This is a genomic window from Anaeroplasma sp., from assembly GCF_034179385.1.
GTDB lineage: Bacteria > Bacillota_I > Bacilli_A > Acholeplasmatales > Anaeroplasmataceae > Anaeroplasma.
In genome coordinates, this window is sequence record NZ_JAXFPY010000077.1 from 46,224 (window position 1) to 64,700 (window position 18,477).

The following is an 18,477-nucleotide window of genomic DNA, read 5'->3' on the forward strand; positions in this document are numbered from 1 at the left end:
GATGGACTATAAGCAGCTAAATGGGCTTTCCCTAGCCTATATGGGAGATGCAGTTTATGAAATATATATTCGCGAATATGTAATTTCCTTAGGCTATAGTAAGGTAAATGACCTTCACAAAAGAGTAATTAAATTTACAAGTGGTAATGCCCAAGCATGCTTAATGCATTACCTCTTAGAAATAGAATTTCTAACCGAAGAGGAAATAAATATATTTAAAAGGGGAAGAAATTCCCATGTGCATACCTCAAGAAAAAATATGAATATTCAGGATTATTTAGATGCTACAGGCTTTGAGGCATTAATTGGATATTTATATTTGCAAGAAAACAACGAAAGAATCAAAGAAATTGTAGATTTAGCAGTAAAGAAGGGAGGCGCTTCATTTGAAAAATCCAAATTTAGATGAATTAAGTGAAGAAGAGCTTAAGGAATATTTAGCAAAGCATTCCGATGAGGATCTTCGTGCCGATATGGATGGTGGTGTAGCAAGCGATGATACAGATGTTGTAGCGGTTGCAGAAGAAATACAAATGCCAGCTCCAAAGAAAGCAAGAAAGGTTGCTACTAAAGAAGAAAAGGAAAGAAAAAAAGCTGAAAAGCTAAGAGAAAAGCAAATCGCAAAAAGAAGAAGACAATTAAGAAAGAATACTTCTACTTTGGTAAGATATAAAATTGACCCAGAGATTGGTTTAACAGATGAAATAGCAGAACAGCGTATGATTGATGAGCTTACGAATAGAACAAAAACAAAGTCGAATCGTAGCGTATTTAGAATCATTATGCATAATCTATTCACCTTCTTTAATATTTTAATCTTTGTTATTGCTGGAATCTTAATTTGGCAAAATGCCCCTATTACAGACTTTGTATTCTTGCTTATGGTTTCATGTAACATCATCATTGGTATTATCCAAGAAATTAATGCTAAGAATATGATTGATAAGCTATCCTTAATGAATGCACCTACAGCCTTCGTTAAAAGAAGTGGTGTAGTACATGAAATTCCTATTGAGGATGTTGTATTAGATGATTGTTTATTACTAGAAAATGGTAGACAAATTTGTGCAGACTCTATTGTACTTGAAGGTGCAATTGAGGTTAATGAATCCTTACTTACGGGTGAATCGGATGCCATTTTAAAGAAGCCTGGAGATCAATTATTTTCAGGTTCTTATGTAGTATCTGGTAAATGTAGTGCAAGAGTAGATAAGATTGGTAAGGATAATTATATTGAAAAGCTTGCAAGCCAAGCGAAGCAATATAAGGCTCCAAAATCCGATTTATATGGTTCTTTAAATAAGATTATTAAATTCATGGCTTTCCCTGTAGTCATTTGTGGTGCTTTACTATTCTGGAGAATGTATTCAAGCCTTCACCCAGCAATTTATAGCACAGAGATGCAAGAAATTGTAAGAAAAACAGCGGGTGCTATGATTGGTATGATTCCATCCGGATTATTCCTAATGTCAACGATTGCCCTATATATTGGTGTAATAAAATTAGGCCAAAGAAATGTATTAGTACAAGACGTTTATTGTGTAGAAATGCTTGCACGTGTAAACTGTATTTGCTTGGATAAAACAGGTACGATTACCGATGGTACAATGGTTGTAAAGAATGTTATTGATTATAATAATGTTCATGGTCTTGCAACCAGAAATATTGTTTCTGCAATGCTTAACGCATTACAGGATAGAAATATGACAAGCCAAGCCCTAAAGGAAAAATTTGGTCTTGGAAAGAGAATTAGACATACAGCAACAATTCCATTTTCTTCCTCAAGAAAATTCCAGGCAGTTACCTTCGATAAATATGGTACATTCGCACTTGGTGCACCTGAATTTGTTTTAAAGGAAGATTATAAAAGAGTAGAAAAGGATGTTAATAAATATGCAGCCTTAGGATACCGTGTATTATGTTTAGCACATAAGGAAGGCACAATTACAGGTACAGAGATGCCTGAGGGTCCAATTGAAATCCTATCTATGATTTTAATTGAGGATAATATTCGTCCAGATGCAATTAATACTATTAAGTATTTTAAGGATTCTGGAGTTGAGGTAAGAGTTATTTCTGGTGATAACCCAATTACCGTATCTAAGATTGCCGCAAGAGCAGGTGTTGATGGTGCTGAAAGATTTGTTTCCTTAGATGGAAAGAGCGATTCTGATGTCATCAATGAGGTAAGAAAGGGTACTACCGTATTTGGTAGAGTATCTCCAGAACAAAAGAAATTAATCATTAAAACTTTAAAGGACTTGGGTAAGACCGTTGCCATGACGGGTGATGGTGTTAACGATATTTTAGCCCTAAAGGAAGCAGACTGCTCCATTGCCGTTGCATCAGGCTCTCAAGCAGTAAGAAGCTGCTCTCACTTAGTTTTACTGGATTCGAATTTTGATTCTATGCCTAGCGTTGTTGCTGAGGGTAGAAGAGTTATTAATAATGTTGCAAAGGTTGCTGCATTATTCCTAACTAAAACGATATTCTCTTTATTCTTAGCTATTGAAGCTTTGATTACTGGAGATTATCCAATTTCTACATCACAATTAATTATTATTGAAGCCTTCGCTATTGGTATTCCATCCTTAATCTTAGTTAATGAGCCTAATAATAGACCAGTTAAGGGTAGATTCCTTGCAAATGTCATTAGAGAATCACTTCCTGGTGCATTAGTAATCTTAATTATTTCTGCTATTGTATTCTTATTAGCAAACGAATTAAATTTGAATTCTATTTCCTTAAGAACAATTATTGTAATTGCTGCAACACATACCTGTATGATGGTATTATTCAAGGTTTGTAGACCATTTAATACGATTCATAAATTACTTTGTGGCTTCTGTTACTCTATGTTTATTATCATAATATTATTTGTTCCAAGACTCTTAGAATTAAGACCAATTGTTAGCTTTGCAGAATATGAATCAAACAAGCAAGATATAAAATATCTATCAAAATACCCATCCATTTCCATGTCTAGTAAGGACTCTTATGTCGTTGATGGAAAGGTTGTAAATTTAACCTCTAGTGGTAAGGGTTGGACCGTTTCTGCAGCTGAAGTTGATGGATTATATTATTATAAAATTTCAGATATAGGACTTGCTGCAGGTACGGGCATAATCTTAGATACTAGGGTATATATGCCAGATGTAAGCTATTCAAATAAGGGCGATATTTACGTAGGTGGATATTCAGTATATGGTAATATTGAATATTCTGATGAATTAAATCTAACCGTTGATAATCTAGGTAATTTAAAAGCGAATGGCAAGTATGTAAAAATAACATTACCAAAGTCAAATGAAAAATATAATTTTGAAGTAAAATATGGTAATTATAATGAAGCTGAAGCTGTCGTTACATATAATATTTTACCGACGATAACTGTTTCATCAGATGAATATATCATCAACGGTATAACAAATAAAGATTTGAAATATCATGTTCCATCCTCTTTCTCAAAAAGGGATGGCATAAAAGTTACGGTTGACCCTGATACCTTGGTTGTTTCTGTAAATGGAACAGAATTAGTTGGTACAACAGATTCTGGGGATGAAATAGTATATCGTGCATCTATGCCAACCATTACAACGGATGGCAAGAGGAAAAAAATGTATTTAGATTCTGTAGCTACAGGTCAATCCATTTGGACAATCTTTGGTGATACATCCTATGTAGTTCCAGAAGCCACAGGTACTCTTTATACAATTTATGATGCGGATAATAATGCTTATACATTATCTCCACAAACATCAACAAAGCCTAAGGAATTTTATAAGAATGGTGAATTCATTAGTGATTTTACATTCGCTGACATAGGCAATTTAGGATTCTCAAATTATTTAACGAAGAATGAGGATTCCACATTCTCAAACATTCGTATTTCAAATTTAACCTTAATGGTTGGTGAATCTTCAACAAAATATATATTAAATCGTAAAATAGATGAAACATTAAATATGTTTTATACTTGTAGTGGTGCTGATTTATCCAATGCAGTATATGGCCCAGATATTTCTGTTGCTCAAGAGGGTAATTACATTATTGATGGATATTATACAGAATATGGGTATAATGCATCCTCTAATTTAGACCCACATATCAATGAAGAAAACTATTTAGTATTAGGTGGCGTTGTTACGGATTACAAGGTAAGCTCAAACGATATTAAAACTGCTGGAGGAACAATTACAAGACTTCCTGTTTCTCATTTAGTGTTCTTAATTATGCTATGTGCAGTTGCTGGTCCATTGATGCGATTACTTCAAAATACAATACCTTGGATTTTAAAGCAGGGTAAAGCATTAAAGAAGTTCTTAACAAAATTACAATAGAGGGGATGGCTTTTGCCATCCTTTTTTCTTGATTTTTCATACAATTCGGTTATAATAGTAGCGTATATAGAAAAACTAAGAAAAGAAGAGTAGTAAATGAATTCTTTAAAGAGAGTATCTGTTGGTGGAAAGATATAAGATGAAATTTATGAACATGGTCTTGGAGTTGTGCTAGTGAATCATTAGCTAGCAACAGGATTCGCCTGTTACAGCGATAGAAAGTGATAGCTTTTGAAAATAGGCTGAAATTTCAGCGAAGCAAGGTTGGTACCACGGATATAATTCCGTCCTTAAGATTTTTTAAGGACGGTTTTTTTTAAATTTAGGAGGAAAAAAAACATGAGTGAAAACAAAAAATTTTATTTAACAACAGCAATTGCATATACATCCTCAAAGCCACATATTGGTAATGTATATGAAGCTATTTTAGCAGATGCCATCGTAAGATATAAAAAGAAGGATGGCTATGATACTTGGTTTCAAACAGGAACGGACGAGCATGGTCAAAAGATTGAACAAAAGGCATTAAGCCTAGGAGTTTCGCCAAAGAGCCATGTCGATAAGGTTTCTAAGGAATTGAAAGACACCTATGATTTAATGAATGTAAAATATGATCATTTCATTCGTACAACAGATGAATACCATGAAAAGCAGGTTGCTTTAGCCTTTGATAAGCTATTAAAGCAAGGTGATATTTATAAGGGTACCTATGAAGGATATTATTGCGTAAACTGTGAATCCTATTTCACAGAAAAGGACCTAAAGGATGGATGCTGCCCAGATTGTGGTGCAAAGGTAGCTAAGAATCAAGAGGAATGCTATTTCCTAAAGCTTGAGCCATATAGAGAAAGATTATTAAATTATATCAATGAAAATCCAAAATTTATTGAGCCAGAGGCAAGAAAGAATGAGATGATTAAGAATTTCTTAAGCAACCCTATTCCTGATTTATGTGTTTCAAGAACATCCTATAAGTGGGGTATCCCTGTAATCTCTGACCCTAAGCATGTTATTTATGTATGGATTGATGCATTAATCAACTATATTACAGGCTTAGGCTATGATGTTTTAGGTAATCATCAAGAATTATATAAGAAATACTGGCCTGCAGATATTCATTTAATTGGCAAGGATATTCTAAGATTCCATACGATTTATTGGCCAATTATGCTAATGGCATTAGATGTACCACTACCTAAACAGGTATTTGGTCATCCATGGGTATTGATGAATCATCAAAAGATGAGCAAGCATACAGGTAATGTAATCTATGCGGATGAGCTTGTAGATACCTTTGGTGTAGATGCAGTAAGATATTATGTATTACATGAAATTCCATTTGCACAGGATGGTAATTTAACCTTTGAACTCGTTTGTGAAAGAAGCAATTCCGATTTAGCAAATACCTATGGTAATTTAGTTTCTAGAACTATTGCGATGGTTAAAAAATATTTTGGTGATGAGGCAATTGTAAAGGGAGATGCTACAGAATTTGATTCTCTACTAGAGGATTCCTTCAAGGAAGCATACTCTAAATACCATGAATTAATGGATCAATTTAAGGTAGCTGATGCACTAGAAGAGGCAATGAAGGCATTAAGAAGTGCCAATAAATATATTGATGAGACACAGCCTTGGGTATTGGCTAAGGATGAGACGAAGAAGAATGTATTAAAGAATGTATTATATAATCTACTTGAAGCCATCCGTTTAGGCACTATCATTTTAGAGCCTGCAATCCCTGAAACTGCAGCTAAGGTATATAATGCCTTAGGGACAAACAAAACGAATTTATCCGATTTGACCTTTGGCTTAGTAGATTCCTACAATGTTTCTAAATGTGATATCCTATTCCAAAGATTAGATGTCAAAGAGGTAATGGATAAGGTATTAGCTCGTGATGAGGCAAAGAAAAAGGAAAGAGAAGCAAAAGCTTTAGAAGAGATCAAGAAAGAAAAGGAAGAAATCACCATTGATGATTTTGAAAAGCTTGATTTAGTTGTTGGTGAAATCCTAGAGGCTAAGAAGCATCCAAAGGCGGATAAGCTATTAGTATTTAAGGTTAATATCGGCACTGAGGTTAGACAAATTGTATCTGGTATTGCTAAATTCTATAAGCCTGAGGAATTAGTTGGCAAAAAGGTAATTGTAGTAAAGAACCTTAAGGCAATTAAGCTTAGAGGAGAAGAATCTCATGGTATGCTGCTATGTGGATCGGATTCTTTAGATACATACCTAGAATTAGTAAATATTGCATCCTGTAAGCCAGGAGATATTGTAAGATAAGCAAGAAAAAGGAAATCTCGTTGCGAAGATTTCCTTTTTCTAACTATTATTTAAGTAATAATATTTATTTATTTCAATTTCGATGGTATCATTAAATAAATAATACTATAGAAAGAAGTGAATATTATGTCTGTAACTATAAATCAAGGATTAAAGAATTACCAAGAGGCAATTACCCATAACATAGGTTCATTAAAAACTATAGTAAGGCTTATACATAATAGATTGTTTTTATGATGAGAATAATCAGTTGTATGGATATAAAGAGAATAATACTATATTCTTCTATATAAGAGATGTATTAGGTAATATCATAGGTATCTTAAATAATAGTGGTGTAATAGTATCTAAATTTGATTATGACGCCTTTGGTAACATTATAAATCAAACAGGATCTGTAATATCTAATTTTAGATACAAAGGATATTATTATGATACGGATATAGAATTATATTATCTAAAGAGTAGATTTTATAATCCTGTATTATTGAGATTTATTACACCAGGCTCTATAGAATACCTAGATTCATCGAGTATTATTGGATTAAATTTATATGCGTACTGGAGAAATGATTCAGTGAATTACAAACAAAGACCCGTTTCTTCTGGCGGTTCAATTACTATTTCATCGATTTCTTTAGGTGGGTCAGCTGGAAACAGAATAAGGGGTAATGCAGTCAAACCAATTTCAAAAACATTATCATCAAAATTCAGTGGACTTAATTTGTTTGGATATGAATTAAGAACATCTGCGGGCTGGGGTACTTCGTCGGATGTCGCTACTAGTTTTTTGGGGAAGAATTGGATTTTCTTCTTATGTTACATATACACAAGGACAATCTGGAATGTTATATGCCTTTGCAGGAATATCGATTTAGGAAATGGTATGACTAGAACAGATGGCTTTACTGTAGCGTAAATACTGGCTGTCTAGTTGCAGCAATTTGCTGGATTTATAAGTTTGTAACAACAGGTGATTCTAGTCCCGTTTCTGAGTTACAACCAGTTTATTAGAAAGGGAAAAGCATATGAACAAAAAAAGAATTTTAGGTAATATATTATTCTGGACAACTTTGATTTCTCCAATAGTTTCTTTTTCGATCGCAAGTATGATTGGTGAGGCAAATATATTTGGCGTTGCGGGGATAATAAGATATTCTTGGGTGATGCTGTTATTTATTCCAATAGGAATTTTATCAATTTTAATTGGATTCAAACTTAAAAATAGCACGCAAAAATACAAAAAGAATTTTATTGTTTCATTTATTTGTTTACCATTACTAATAATTTTTGGTTCATATAGATTTATTTTTAATAGTGTCGTTTCATATGATGTTAATGAGGTGTCAATTATTGAAGAAAAAATCAATTTCGAAATTCCTCGCGATATTAAAGTGGCAACAAATAAATTAGATTTATACGATATAAGTTACTTAAAAATTCTTAATAGTGAAAGTAAAGATATGTTCGAGCAAGAAGTTGAAAACAATCAATTGTGGCAAAAAGAATTACAACCTGAAATTAAAAGTTTGTTACCATTGAATATTCAATATGAATCTGAAATTTTTGAATACTTCGTATTCTTTAATATTACAAGTAATGAATATAACATTCCCCCATTAAGTGGACAATATGAATGTATATTTATCGCATATGATTGTGATTTGCAAAGATTAATCATTTTGAATGATTATAAAATTGATATAAAATAAAATCTTAAGGAATGCTAGAAATAGCATTTCCTAAGTATTTGAATTATCTATATAAGCTTGCTATGATAGTCCTTTAGCGGCTCTTTCTAAACTGAGGTAGTTTGGTAGGTGGCCACCTTATAATTTAAAGAAATTGAAAAAGATGTTATGTTGTACCTTACGAGGAGGTAGTTGCATAACATCTTTTTTTCCTAGAAACCATTACTCATTTACTTTATAATTTTTTTCTTTTCCTTCTAAGCCATTTAGTACCAACCCTGTGCAAATTAGGAATTATAAATAATTATACATCTTTTAATTTTAAAGCTAGTATATTACTCAACTATTTTTAAATAATCAGAATCCTTTTGGATTCCCTTTTTTAAAATAAAAGAGAAGCTAACGCCTTCTCTTTTTCATATAAACCTCATACGCAAGTATACTTGCGGCAACACCCACATTCAATGAATTTTGGCATCCATCCATCGGTATATAAACCTTTTTATTTTTATGATTATACCAATCTGGGTTAATTCCAAATCTTTCATTACCAACAACGATGGCTACCTTTTCATCATAATCATATTCTTGATAATTTAAGCCAAGCTTAGGTTCGCCTAAATAGGCATTGAATTTATATTCCTTAATAAATTCTTGTGCTTCATTGTAAGACATAGATAATGTTGGAATGATTAAATTGCATCCTCTAGAAGAGGATGTTATTTTTTCATTGTTTATTTTGGATATAGGATCAACTAGGAGAACTCCATCACATTTGGCTGAATCTAATGTCCTATAAATGGTTCCAATATTTCCTGGAATTTCAAGCCTATCTAATACCATGATAAAATCAAAATCCTTAAAATTTTCTTTTTGATATTCCTTAAGCTTTATTAAAGCAATAATTCCTGCATGATTTTCCTTTAATGCTAGACTCAAATAAGATGCATGAGAGATTTCATAGACTTGATTCGCTTTATTTATTAGCTTATTTAATAAATCTTTTGTATCTTCCTTATATTCTGTTTCATAATCATATAACAATAAATCAATTTCTAGATTATATTCTACTGCAATAGATAATACCTGCAGATCATCCGATATTGTAATACCTAAAGGGCATTTTTTAATATAATCCTTCATCAATTTAAATTTCTCATGATTTTTTCCTATTTTTTCCATAATGAATCACCAAGGGTATTATAGCATGTGCATCATTTTTTTTAAATAAAGTATTATAATACTTTTACGCGGAATTATGTTAAACGACGAATAAAAAATTGTTTTCGTGCTAATCTAGTAAAAAAAACTATGTGCTTATTGTAAAAAAGTAGAAAAGTGTGTTATAATACTAGAAAATAAGTAGTGTTGCTATTACATAGTACTTGGAGGGTTACAAAATGAGAAAGAATTATGTAACATTGGTTTATTTACCTCAGGATGAAGAAAACGCAAATTATTTATCCGAAATCCTAGAGGAAAAGCATGTTGAAGTACATGCATTTGAAAAAACTGAAGAAAGAGACCCATTCTTAATGAAGGATATTAAGGATTCCTGCGGTTTAATCATTCTTCATATCTCTGATGATTTTGATTATGATTATTACACGCGCGAATTCAATACTGCTGGTAACAGATGTCAAATTATTTGTGTTTATGCAACAAAATCTGTTTACCAGAATAAGTATAGATTAAATGAAATCCAAATTGTAGAAGGATACCAGATTGAAGCTTTAGCTAACGATATTTGTGCAATCATTGTTGGTGGATATAATAAGGTTCATGTCAATAGATTTAATCGTAAGAGAATTCGTCAGCAATCCTTCGTATTATTCTCTCAGGAGCACTATGTATGGTCATTATGCTTATTGCTAAAGGTATTTAGGATTCATGACCTTGAGGTTAAGGAAAGAATTGCAGATGCTTATGCATCTATTTTGGATTCCGATAAGGCAATCAATTATTATTCTATTTGTTTACCGCTAGAAGGTAATAATGTAGCAGGTGCTACAGATGAAGACTCTCAGGGTATCATTTGTAATAATTTAGGTTACTTATATACACAGACTAAGAATCTTGAATTCGCAGAAAAGTACTTAAAGATGGCAATTAATTTCAAAAACCCAGATGCATTATATAACCTAGGTTATCTATATGAATCCTCTTGGGCATTTGATTCTAAGCTAAGAAGAACAAAGGAAGGCTATGACTTATACTGTAAGGTATTAAGTGAATCCTATACATCTGAGGCTTCTAAGGAAAGAGCTAGACAGAAGCTTAAGACTGCTGCAGATAGATTATTAAAGAGAAAGAACTATGCTGCTGCATTACAATATTATAAGGCAATCGGTGAAGGTGCTAAGGCTGCTGAATGTATTCGTAATATTAAGAGAATTCGTCAGCTTTATGAAGAAAGAAAGAAAAGACAATCGAAAGCTGCTTAAAATGGAAGGGGATCCAAAGGATTCCCTTATTTATTGTTTTAACAATAAAAAAAGAGTATAATATCAAAATGTAGAAAAGAGGTAATGAAAATGTTAAAGATTGACATTGTATCAGGCTTTTTAGGCGCTGGTAAAACAACTTTTATTGAAAGATTATTAAAGACTAAGCTTAAGGATGAAAAGGTCGTTTTAATCGAAAATGAATATGGCGAGGTATCTGTAGATACAGATATCCTAAAGGATACTAAGATTGAGATTCGTGAATTATCTCAAGGCTGTATTTGTTGTTCTTTAGTTGGAGATTTCTCTAAAAGTTTAAAGACTATTGTTGATACATATAATCCAGATCGTATTTTGATTGAACCATCTGGTGTTGGTAAATTATCCGACATTATTAAGGCTGTTGCTGAAACAGGATTACAGGAGAATGTAAATTCTTTGGTTTGCTTAGTTGACGCTAAAAAGGCTAAGATGTATGAAAGAAACTTTGGTGAATTCTTTGTTGACCAAATTGAATCTGCACATACAGTAATTTTATCTCGTACAGATATCGCTAAGGAAGAGGTTATTGAAACTGCAGTTCAAATTGTACGTAAGCACAACGATAAGGCTGTTGTTGTTACAACCCCAATCAACAGTTTATCTGATGAGGATTTAATTAAGGCTTATGAAGGTGTTCATGAGGATTTATTTGAAGGAATCGATTTCGATCATTTACATGAGGATGGAGAAGAATGTGATGACCCTAATTGCTGTTGCCATCATCATCACCATGACCATGATGAAGAAGAACACGAGCATCACCACCATCACGACCATGATGAGGAGTGCTGCTGCCACGATCATGACCACCACCATCACCATCATGCAGATGAGGTATTCCAAAGCGTTGGTATTGAGACTGTAAAGAAGTATGATATAAATAGCTTAAAGGAAACCTTAGATAAGATGGCTAATGGCGAATATGGCATTATTGTTCGTTCTAAGGGAATTATCGAGGGCCAAGATGGTGCTTGGTATGTATTTAACCTTACCCCAGAAGAGGTAATCATTGAGAAATCTAAGGCTATTCCGATGGGTAAGATTATTGTCATTGGCTCTAAGATAGATACAGAGCTTATTCATAATTTATTCTAATATTTGAGGTATTTTTATGGCTCGTAATAAAAAAGAGGTACCGGTATTTCTTTTAAATGGGTTTCTTGAAAGTGGTAAAACATCTTTAATCAAAGAAATCGTTGAGAATAACGATAACTATCATAATAATTCTACTGTCATTATTTGTTGTGAAGAGGGTGAGGTAGAATATGAAGAGGAATGGTGCGAAAAATATCAAATCCATGTAGAATATGTTGAATCCTTAGAGGATTTTACTGTAGAATTCTTTGATGCATTAGATAAAAAATATACACCAGACCGCTTTGTAATTGAATATAATGCATTCTTTGATTGGAATTCTCAGGAATTCCCCGAAAGAATGGTAATTTACCAGCAAATCACCTTAATTGATGCTTCTAAATTCCAGGTTATGTTTAATAATATGAAGCAAATTTTCCAAACTATGGTTCGAGATTCTTCCTTAGTAATCTTCAATAGAATCCAAGATCAAAGTAAGAATTTAGGTCAATTTAGAAGACTTATTCGTGCAATGACCCAACAAGCTCAAATTGCCTTTGAACAACCAGATGGAAGATTAAGTGCTACTCTAGATGAGGACTTACCTTATGATTTATCTAAGGATGAAATTGCCTTTGAGGAGGATATTTATCCAACTTGGTATGTTGAGGTATTTGACAATTGGGAAAAGTATTTAAATAAAACATTTAAATTTAAAACCTTTGTAAGAGATGTATCTAAGGATACCTTTGTTGTAGGACGTCAGGTAATGACTTGCTGCGCAAATGATATTCAATTCTTAGGCTATGAGGTTATAAACGAATCTAATGTGAAGGTTCAAACGGGAGATGTCATTTATCTTGAGTGCGTCGTTAAGCATGAATTTAGTAAGCTTGCAGGTGAAGAGGTTGTAATGCTTCACGCTAAAGCTATTACAAAGCTTCCTAAGGAAGAGGAAAAGGTATTAAATATGAATTAGAAGGATTTCCGGGAAAAGAAAATGTTTCCCGGAGTCTTTTATTTTATACTCCTAAAGAGTATAATTGTACTGCATTAAATAAAATGAAATGAGTGATACTATGAAAATCTTTAAAACGAACAATCAACTAGAAACAATTGAGGTTGGAAAGAAGATTGGTAATCTTTTAAATCCTGGAGATGTATGCTTACTTATTGGAGATTTATCTGCAGGAAAAACAACAATTACAAAGGGAATTGGTATGGCCTTAGGGGTTAAAAAGGTTATTAATTCTCCAACATTTACAATTGTAAAGGGATATAAAGGAGATAAAGGGCCATTTTATCACTTAGATTTATATAGACTGGACGGAGTCAATAATGATTTCGATTTAGAGGAATATATGGAAGGGGATGGTGTATGTGTCATTGAATGGCCATTCCAGGTTTCTGAAATTCTTCCTAAGGAATATTTAAGAATTGATTTAGAAAGATTAAGTGAAGAAGAAAGAAAAATAACAATTAGTGGTATCGGAAGATATCAAAGAATTGAGGAGGCCTTATAATGTATTCATTAATTTTAGATTCATCTACTCAAATTTTATATATTTCCTTGGTCGAGGATAATGCTATTTTATTTGAAAAATATATGCCCGGAAATAAGGATCATGCAAAGAATATTGTATATTTAGTAAATCAAGCTTTAGAGAATAATCATATAGAGTCTAAGGATTTAGATGAGATTATTGTAGGGTATGGGCCTGGGTCCTATACTGGTGTAAGAATGGCAGTTACTGTAGGTAAGATGATGGCTGTATTTATGCATAAGCCACTTTATGTAATATCCTCCCTAAAGCTTATGGCATCTGGTACTAAGGGTATAGTTTTATCTACAATTGATGCAAGAAGAGGTAACGTCTTTGGCTGTATTTTAGATACAAATAAGGATTCCTATATTGTTGATGAGGCACATACCTTATTATCGGATTTAAAGAATACAAATTATGAATATGAGGTATCGGATGCCAATTTTAAGGTAGATCCTTTTTATGTAATTTCTCATAAGGTATTCGTAGATAATCCAGATTTACTTGTTCCTAATTATTTAAGAGAAACAGAAGCGGAGAGAAATTTAAATGATAAGGCTATATAATAAAAAGGATATCCCATCCATTGTAGCCTTAGAAAAAGATACCTTAGGTACTACCTTAGGGAGTGCAATGCTTGAGGATAATTTATCGAATTCTATGAGTCATTTTTATGTTTATGAGGATAAGAATGAAATTATAGGCTATATATCTATATCCTTTGATCAAGAGCAAGGAGAAATCTTAAATTTTTGTGTAAACAAGAGATATCAGCATAAGGGTATCGGAACAAAGATTTTAGCCTATGCAATGAATATCTTACATTCTAAGGGGGCAAAATCCTTTATTCTAGAGGTAAGAGAATCGAATAGGGGTGCTATTTCCTTATATGAAAAATTTGGCTTTAAAAGAATATCTTTAAGAAAGAATTATTATTCAAATAATGAAAATGCGCTTGTTTATTTAAAGGAAATGATTTCCTATAAGGAAGTAGAGGAAGCATATATATTAGCTTTCTGTAAAAAGGAGGTACATGAGGATTATATTTATTATCATGATGATGAATTAAAAACGAAATATTATCATAATTATTACGTATGTAAAAATGATGATCATGTCATGGAAAATCTTTACGACAGAGAATCCTTTGTACAATTTGATTTAGAACATCCCTATACAGGTAAATTAAAATTTAGTGATTATGAATATGAAATTGAATATCATTCCTCTATTTTTGGGCTTCATGTATTAAGAAATAATACCTATAGGGTAGAAAAGCTTAAGGAATGTGATTCTTCTTGGGCCTATGAATATTTCTATAAGGATACATTAAAATATGGAGAGGAATATGCAAAGGAGAATACGAAAAGAATTCTTGATGTTTGCCTTAAGGAAAAAAAGACCGATTATTATTTTGTTTATGATATGAATAAGCCTGTAGGCTTTATTGAGGTATTTCAATATAAGGATGCTGCAAAGCTTGAAAATTTTAGTATATTAGAGGAATATCAGAAAAAGGGCTATGGCTCATGCTTATTCAATCATGTATTAAATGAGCTTAAGACACTAGGCATTAAGGATATTTATCTTACTGCAGATTATGAGGATACCCCAAAGGTTATGTATGAAAGAATGGGCTTTACGATGGTAGGTAGAAGCTATCAGGTGAGGGAGGTCTTTAAATAATGGAAAAAACCAACGCTATGCGTATATTAGATCAAAAGAAAATAAAATATAATGTAAGAGAATATCCTCATGTAGAGGGTGTTCCTGTTGATGGGTTTACTGTCGCAAAATCCTTAAATCTAGATCCATCTAAGGTATTTAAAACCTTAGTTACAAAAGACAATACGAACCATTATCATGTAATGGTAGTACCTGTATATGCTGAGCTTGATTTAAAAAAATGTGCGAAGGCTTCAGGTGTAAAATCTCTAGAAATGATTGAGGTCAAGGAATTATTGCCTCTAACCGGTTATGTTCGAGGAGGATGTTCACCTATTGGTATGAAAAAGGTATTCCCTACTCTTATCGATAGTGATGCAATAGGACAGGATACGATTTTCTTTTCTGCAGGAAAAATTGGTCTTCAAATCGAAATGAATCCAGAGGATTTAAAAAAGGTCATTCGATTGGATTATGCAAATTTAAAGAAGGAGGCATAAATTATGCTTGTACTTGGAGTAGAATCAAGCTGTGATGAAACATCGGTTGCCGTTTTAAGAGATGGCAAGGAGGTATTATCCTGCTTTACAAATACTCAAATTAAAATTCATGAGAAATTTGGTGGGGTTGTACCTGAGGTTGCATCTCGCCACCATGTATATCAGGTTTCCTTAGTTTTTGAGGAAGCATTAAAGGCTGCAGGAGTAAGCCCTGAAGAGATTGATTTGGTTGCTGTAACGGAAGGACCAGGATTAATTGGTTCTTTACTTGTTGGTGTGAATGCAGCTAAGACATTTTCTATGATGTATCATAAGCCTTTAATAGGAGTACATCATTTAGCTGGTCACATTTATGCAAATGCGATTGAGCATGATATGAAATTCCCTTGTATTGCGCTTTTAGTTTCTGGAGGTAATACAGAATTAATCTATATGAAAAAGCATTTCTCCTTTGAAATTATTGGCCAAACCCTAGATGATGCTGTAGGTGAGGCATACGATAAGGTTGCAAGAGTTGTAGGATTGCCATACCCAGGAGGACCTCACGTAGACCGTCTTGCACATCTAGGTATGGATACATATCATTTACCAAGAGTATATTTAGAGGATGGATCTTATAATTTTTCTTTCTCGGGCTTAAAGAGTGCAGTTATCAATTTGGCACATAATGCGCATCAGCGTAAGGAAGAAATAAATGTAAATGATTTATGTAAATCATTTCAAGATTCTGTAACTGAGGTTTTAGTCAGAAAGACCTTGAGGCTTGCAGAGGAAAGAAATGTTAAAAATATTATTGTCGCTGGTGGCGTATCGGCAAATCGGGGCTTAAAGGAAAGATTTATGGATGAGGCAAAGGATTTTAATGTATGTATTCCTTCCATTAAATATTGCACAGATAATGCAGCAATGATTGCTTGTGCAGGATATTATCAATACAAAGAATACCCAGGCCTTGCGGATTTAACTCTAAATCCAGATGCATCCTTAGAGCTTGAGGATAAATACCCATTAAAGGAGGAATAACATGGCACATATTGATATCAATATGATTAGTAATTCTTTAGGAAGAGCGGTTGATTTTACCTTGATATTGCCAACGAAAACCTCTCCAACATTAGAATCAAATTATGATGCAAAAACAAATACCTATTATCAGAATAAAAGAAACAAGAAATACCCATTACTAATTCTTTTACATGGCTATTTAAATGATGAAAAGAATTGGGGAAGATATGCTAGAGCGGAATTCTATGCAGAAGAAAACAATATCGCCATTTGTATGGTGAATGGAGAAAACAAATTCTATATGAATTGGGATCACCCAGTAACTAAGGATAATTTCTTTGATTTCATTGAATATGAGCTTAAGGATTTCTTATATGGCACATTCCCTATTTCCCCAAGGAGAGAGGATAATTTCATCGCAGGATTATCTATGGGTGGCTTTGGAGCTCTATTCCATGGATTAACGAATTCTAAAAGCTATTCAGCTATTGGTGCATTTAGTGCACCTTATACAGAAATGAAGGGATTAGGCCTTGATTTTAAAAAGATTATTGGAAGAAAAACAGATATTCCATTCATTTATATGTCCTGTGGAGATAAGGATGGTTTATTAAAGGATAATGATGATATCCATAAGGATTTAAATGAAATGGGTATATCCCATTTATATAATGTTGTTCCAGGCTATGCCCATGAATGGAGATTTTGGGATTTAGAGCTTGAAAGATTTATTAAGGGATTAAAAAGAACGGATCCTTATAAAGAGGATTCTCCTAGAGGAGTATAAAGGAAAGAGGAAGCTAATTCGCTTCCTCTTTTGATTCATTATTTGTCTTTGTGTTTCTATATGTAAATAGTGATAATATAATGGAGAATATTGGGGATAAGAAATATAAATAATAATAAAAGCTTGTTAATGCATCTTTAAAGATTATTCCTAATATTATTTGAAGTAAGGAAGATAGGATAGATATTGTTATACCAAGAATAAGTCTTATTTTATTCTTTAAAAATATTGTAATAGCCAAATAACCCAACCCTAAACCGATTGCAAGAATGAGCCAATAAGCCCCATTTCTTGTAAGAAAAAACATAGTATAGTTGGTAGTAATTTCATCTTTACTTATAGAATACATTGGATATGCAAAATATAAAATAATATTTAAAACGAAGAAGCCTATGGCTAATATTCCATAGCCATTTAAGAAATGGATGGATATTGCCTTATTTTTATCTAATTCCATAAGAAGACAAAGACTTTCGTTTTTAGAAATTGCACTCATAAGTGGAATACCAAGTAAATATAAAACGATAGCCTCCCCTAAGGCTATTGTGAATACATTATACCAGTATGCTTCATTCCATAGATTAAAGGCAATTCCAAGCTCTAAGGAAACGATAAATGCATTCGAAAGTACAGGAAATATGGCAGCAATAGGCATTTTCCTAATGAAGCACATAGGGATGATTGCAATTATGGTTGCAAGCGTACCAAAAACCATATCATACCACCCAAGGCTTGAGGTCGTGTTCGATATGAAACATCCTAAAATGAGTGCGAAGGAAAATTTAGGGTTTAATACTACTAGAAGCATTAAGACTTCCGATATTCTAAATTGAATTGCCCCATAGGAAATGGGGGCTAAAAGCCATGTCGTTACAACATAGAGTGCTGCAATAATGGCAGATTCAGCAATGAATTTAACACTTATTTTTTTCATTTTTTCCTCCTTGCTAAAGCGATTATAGGAAATTCTCAAATTATTTTAAAGCCAAAAGAAAAATTTTACAAGGCTTTCAAAAAAATATAAAAAATAAAAGAGATTTACTAAAGTAAATGTTTGTAATGTATAGAGATTTTAATTCATTTGTAGTATAATCCCGTT

At 32.7% G+C, this 18,477-nt stretch carries 15 protein-coding genes, 1 pseudogene and 1 other annotated feature; of the genes and pseudogenes, 14 read left to right on the plus strand and 2 right to left on the minus strand.

Annotation, left to right across the window (positions count from 1 at the left end; all coding sequences use genetic code 11):
* The first annotated feature begins 1 nt into the window (after window position 1).
* The 5 genes and pseudogenes from SPJ17_RS05135 (at window position 2) to SPJ17_RS05155 (ending at window position 8,338) form a co-directional block, all read left to right on the plus strand.
* A complete protein-coding gene (locus SPJ17_RS05135; RefSeq protein WP_321093272.1) occupies window positions 2-409 on the plus strand; it encodes a ribonuclease III domain-containing protein in 408 nt (135 codons plus the stop codon).
* The gene (locus tag SPJ17_RS05140; RefSeq protein ID WP_321093273.1) at window positions 387-4,340 is read left to right on the plus strand and encodes an HAD-IC family P-type ATPase; all 3,954 of its coding nucleotides are present in this window, start codon (window positions 387-389) and stop codon (window positions 4,338-4,340) included. Before SPJ17_RS05135 ends, SPJ17_RS05140 begins: the two co-directional genes overlap by 23 nt.
* Before the next feature lie 68 nt (window positions 4,341-4,408).
* Window positions 4,409-4,635 (plus strand) — a binding site (T-box leader).
* A 32-nt stretch (window positions 4,636-4,667) separates the two neighbouring features.
* Window positions 4,668-6,626, plus strand: a pseudogene (metG, locus tag SPJ17_RS05145) (methionine--tRNA ligase); the annotation flags it as partial.
* Window positions 6,627-6,876: 250 nt separating this feature from the next.
* Window positions 6,877-7,545 (plus strand): RHS repeat-associated core domain-containing protein, encoded by a 669-nt coding sequence (locus SPJ17_RS05150; RefSeq protein WP_321093275.1) that lies wholly within the window; start codon window positions 6,877-6,879, stop codon window positions 7,543-7,545.
* 109 nt (window positions 7,546-7,654) lie between these two features.
* On the plus strand, window positions 7,655-8,338 hold the full coding sequence (locus tag SPJ17_RS05155; protein ID WP_321093277.1) for a hypothetical protein: 684 nt from the start codon (window positions 7,655-7,657) through the stop codon (window positions 8,336-8,338).
* 378 nt (window positions 8,339-8,716) lie between these two features.
* Here SPJ17_RS05155 and SPJ17_RS05160 read toward each other — a convergent pair whose 3' ends face one another.
* The gene (locus SPJ17_RS05160) at window positions 8,717-9,499 is read right to left on the minus strand and encodes a TrmH family RNA methyltransferase (protein ID WP_321093279.1); all 783 of its coding nucleotides are present in this window, start codon (window positions 9,497-9,499) and stop codon (window positions 8,717-8,719) included.
* Window positions 9,500-9,717: 218 nt separating this feature from the next.
* On the opposite strand from SPJ17_RS05160, the gene SPJ17_RS05165 reads away from it, so the two are divergent.
* The 9 genes from SPJ17_RS05165 (at window position 9,718) to SPJ17_RS05205 (ending at window position 17,378) form a co-directional block, all read left to right on the plus strand.
* The gene (locus SPJ17_RS05165; protein WP_321093280.1) at window positions 9,718-10,761 is read left to right on the plus strand and encodes a hypothetical protein; all 1,044 of its coding nucleotides are present in this window, start codon (window positions 9,718-9,720) and stop codon (window positions 10,759-10,761) included.
* Between the two features lie 90 nt (window positions 10,762-10,851).
* Entirely contained in the window at window positions 10,852-11,898 is a 1,047-nt protein-coding gene (locus SPJ17_RS05170; protein ID WP_321093281.1) for a GTP-binding protein, read from the plus strand.
* A gap of 16 nt (window positions 11,899-11,914) precedes the next feature.
* Complete coding sequence (locus SPJ17_RS05175; protein WP_321093283.1) at window positions 11,915-12,856, plus strand: GTP-binding protein; 942 nt, start codon at window positions 11,915-11,917, stop codon at window positions 12,854-12,856.
* Window positions 12,857-12,956: 100 nt separating this feature from the next.
* Window positions 12,957-13,400: a tRNA (adenosine(37)-N6)-threonylcarbamoyltransferase complex ATPase subunit type 1 TsaE gene (tsaE, locus tag SPJ17_RS05180; RefSeq protein ID WP_321093284.1), complete on the plus strand. Its 444-nt coding sequence runs from the start codon at window positions 12,957-12,959 to the stop codon at window positions 13,398-13,400.
* Window positions 13,400-13,987 (plus strand): tRNA (adenosine(37)-N6)-threonylcarbamoyltransferase complex dimerization subunit type 1 TsaB, encoded by a 588-nt coding sequence (gene tsaB / locus SPJ17_RS05185; RefSeq protein ID WP_321093285.1) that lies wholly within the window; start codon window positions 13,400-13,402, stop codon window positions 13,985-13,987. Before tsaE ends, tsaB begins: the two co-directional genes overlap by 1 nt.
* Window positions 13,971-15,107: a ribosomal protein S18-alanine N-acetyltransferase gene (gene rimI / locus SPJ17_RS05190; protein WP_321093287.1), complete on the plus strand. Its 1,137-nt coding sequence runs from the start codon at window positions 13,971-13,973 to the stop codon at window positions 15,105-15,107. The genes tsaB and rimI overlap by 17 nt, the downstream gene beginning before the upstream one ends.
* Window positions 15,107-15,586, plus strand: coding sequence for a Cys-tRNA(Pro) deacylase (gene ybaK, locus SPJ17_RS05195; RefSeq protein WP_321093289.1), 480 nt, complete (start codon window positions 15,107-15,109; stop codon window positions 15,584-15,586). Before rimI ends, ybaK begins: the two co-directional genes overlap by 1 nt.
* Window positions 15,587-15,589: 3 nt before the next feature.
* On the plus strand, window positions 15,590-16,609 hold the full coding sequence (tsaD, locus tag SPJ17_RS05200) for a tRNA (adenosine(37)-N6)-threonylcarbamoyltransferase complex transferase subunit TsaD (protein WP_321093290.1): 1,020 nt from the start codon (window positions 15,590-15,592) through the stop codon (window positions 16,607-16,609).
* A 1-nt stretch (window position 16,610) separates the two neighbouring features.
* On the plus strand, window positions 16,611-17,378 hold the full coding sequence (locus SPJ17_RS05205) for an alpha/beta hydrolase-fold protein (RefSeq protein WP_321093291.1): 768 nt from the start codon (window positions 16,611-16,613) through the stop codon (window positions 17,376-17,378).
* 13 nt (window positions 17,379-17,391) lie between these two features.
* Here the strand turns inward: SPJ17_RS05205 and SPJ17_RS05210 are convergent, their stop codons facing one another.
* On the minus strand, window positions 17,392-18,312 hold the full coding sequence (locus SPJ17_RS05210; RefSeq protein ID WP_321093292.1) for a QueT transporter family protein: 921 nt from the start codon (window positions 18,310-18,312) through the stop codon (window positions 17,392-17,394).
* Window positions 18,313-18,477 lie beyond the last annotated feature (165 nt).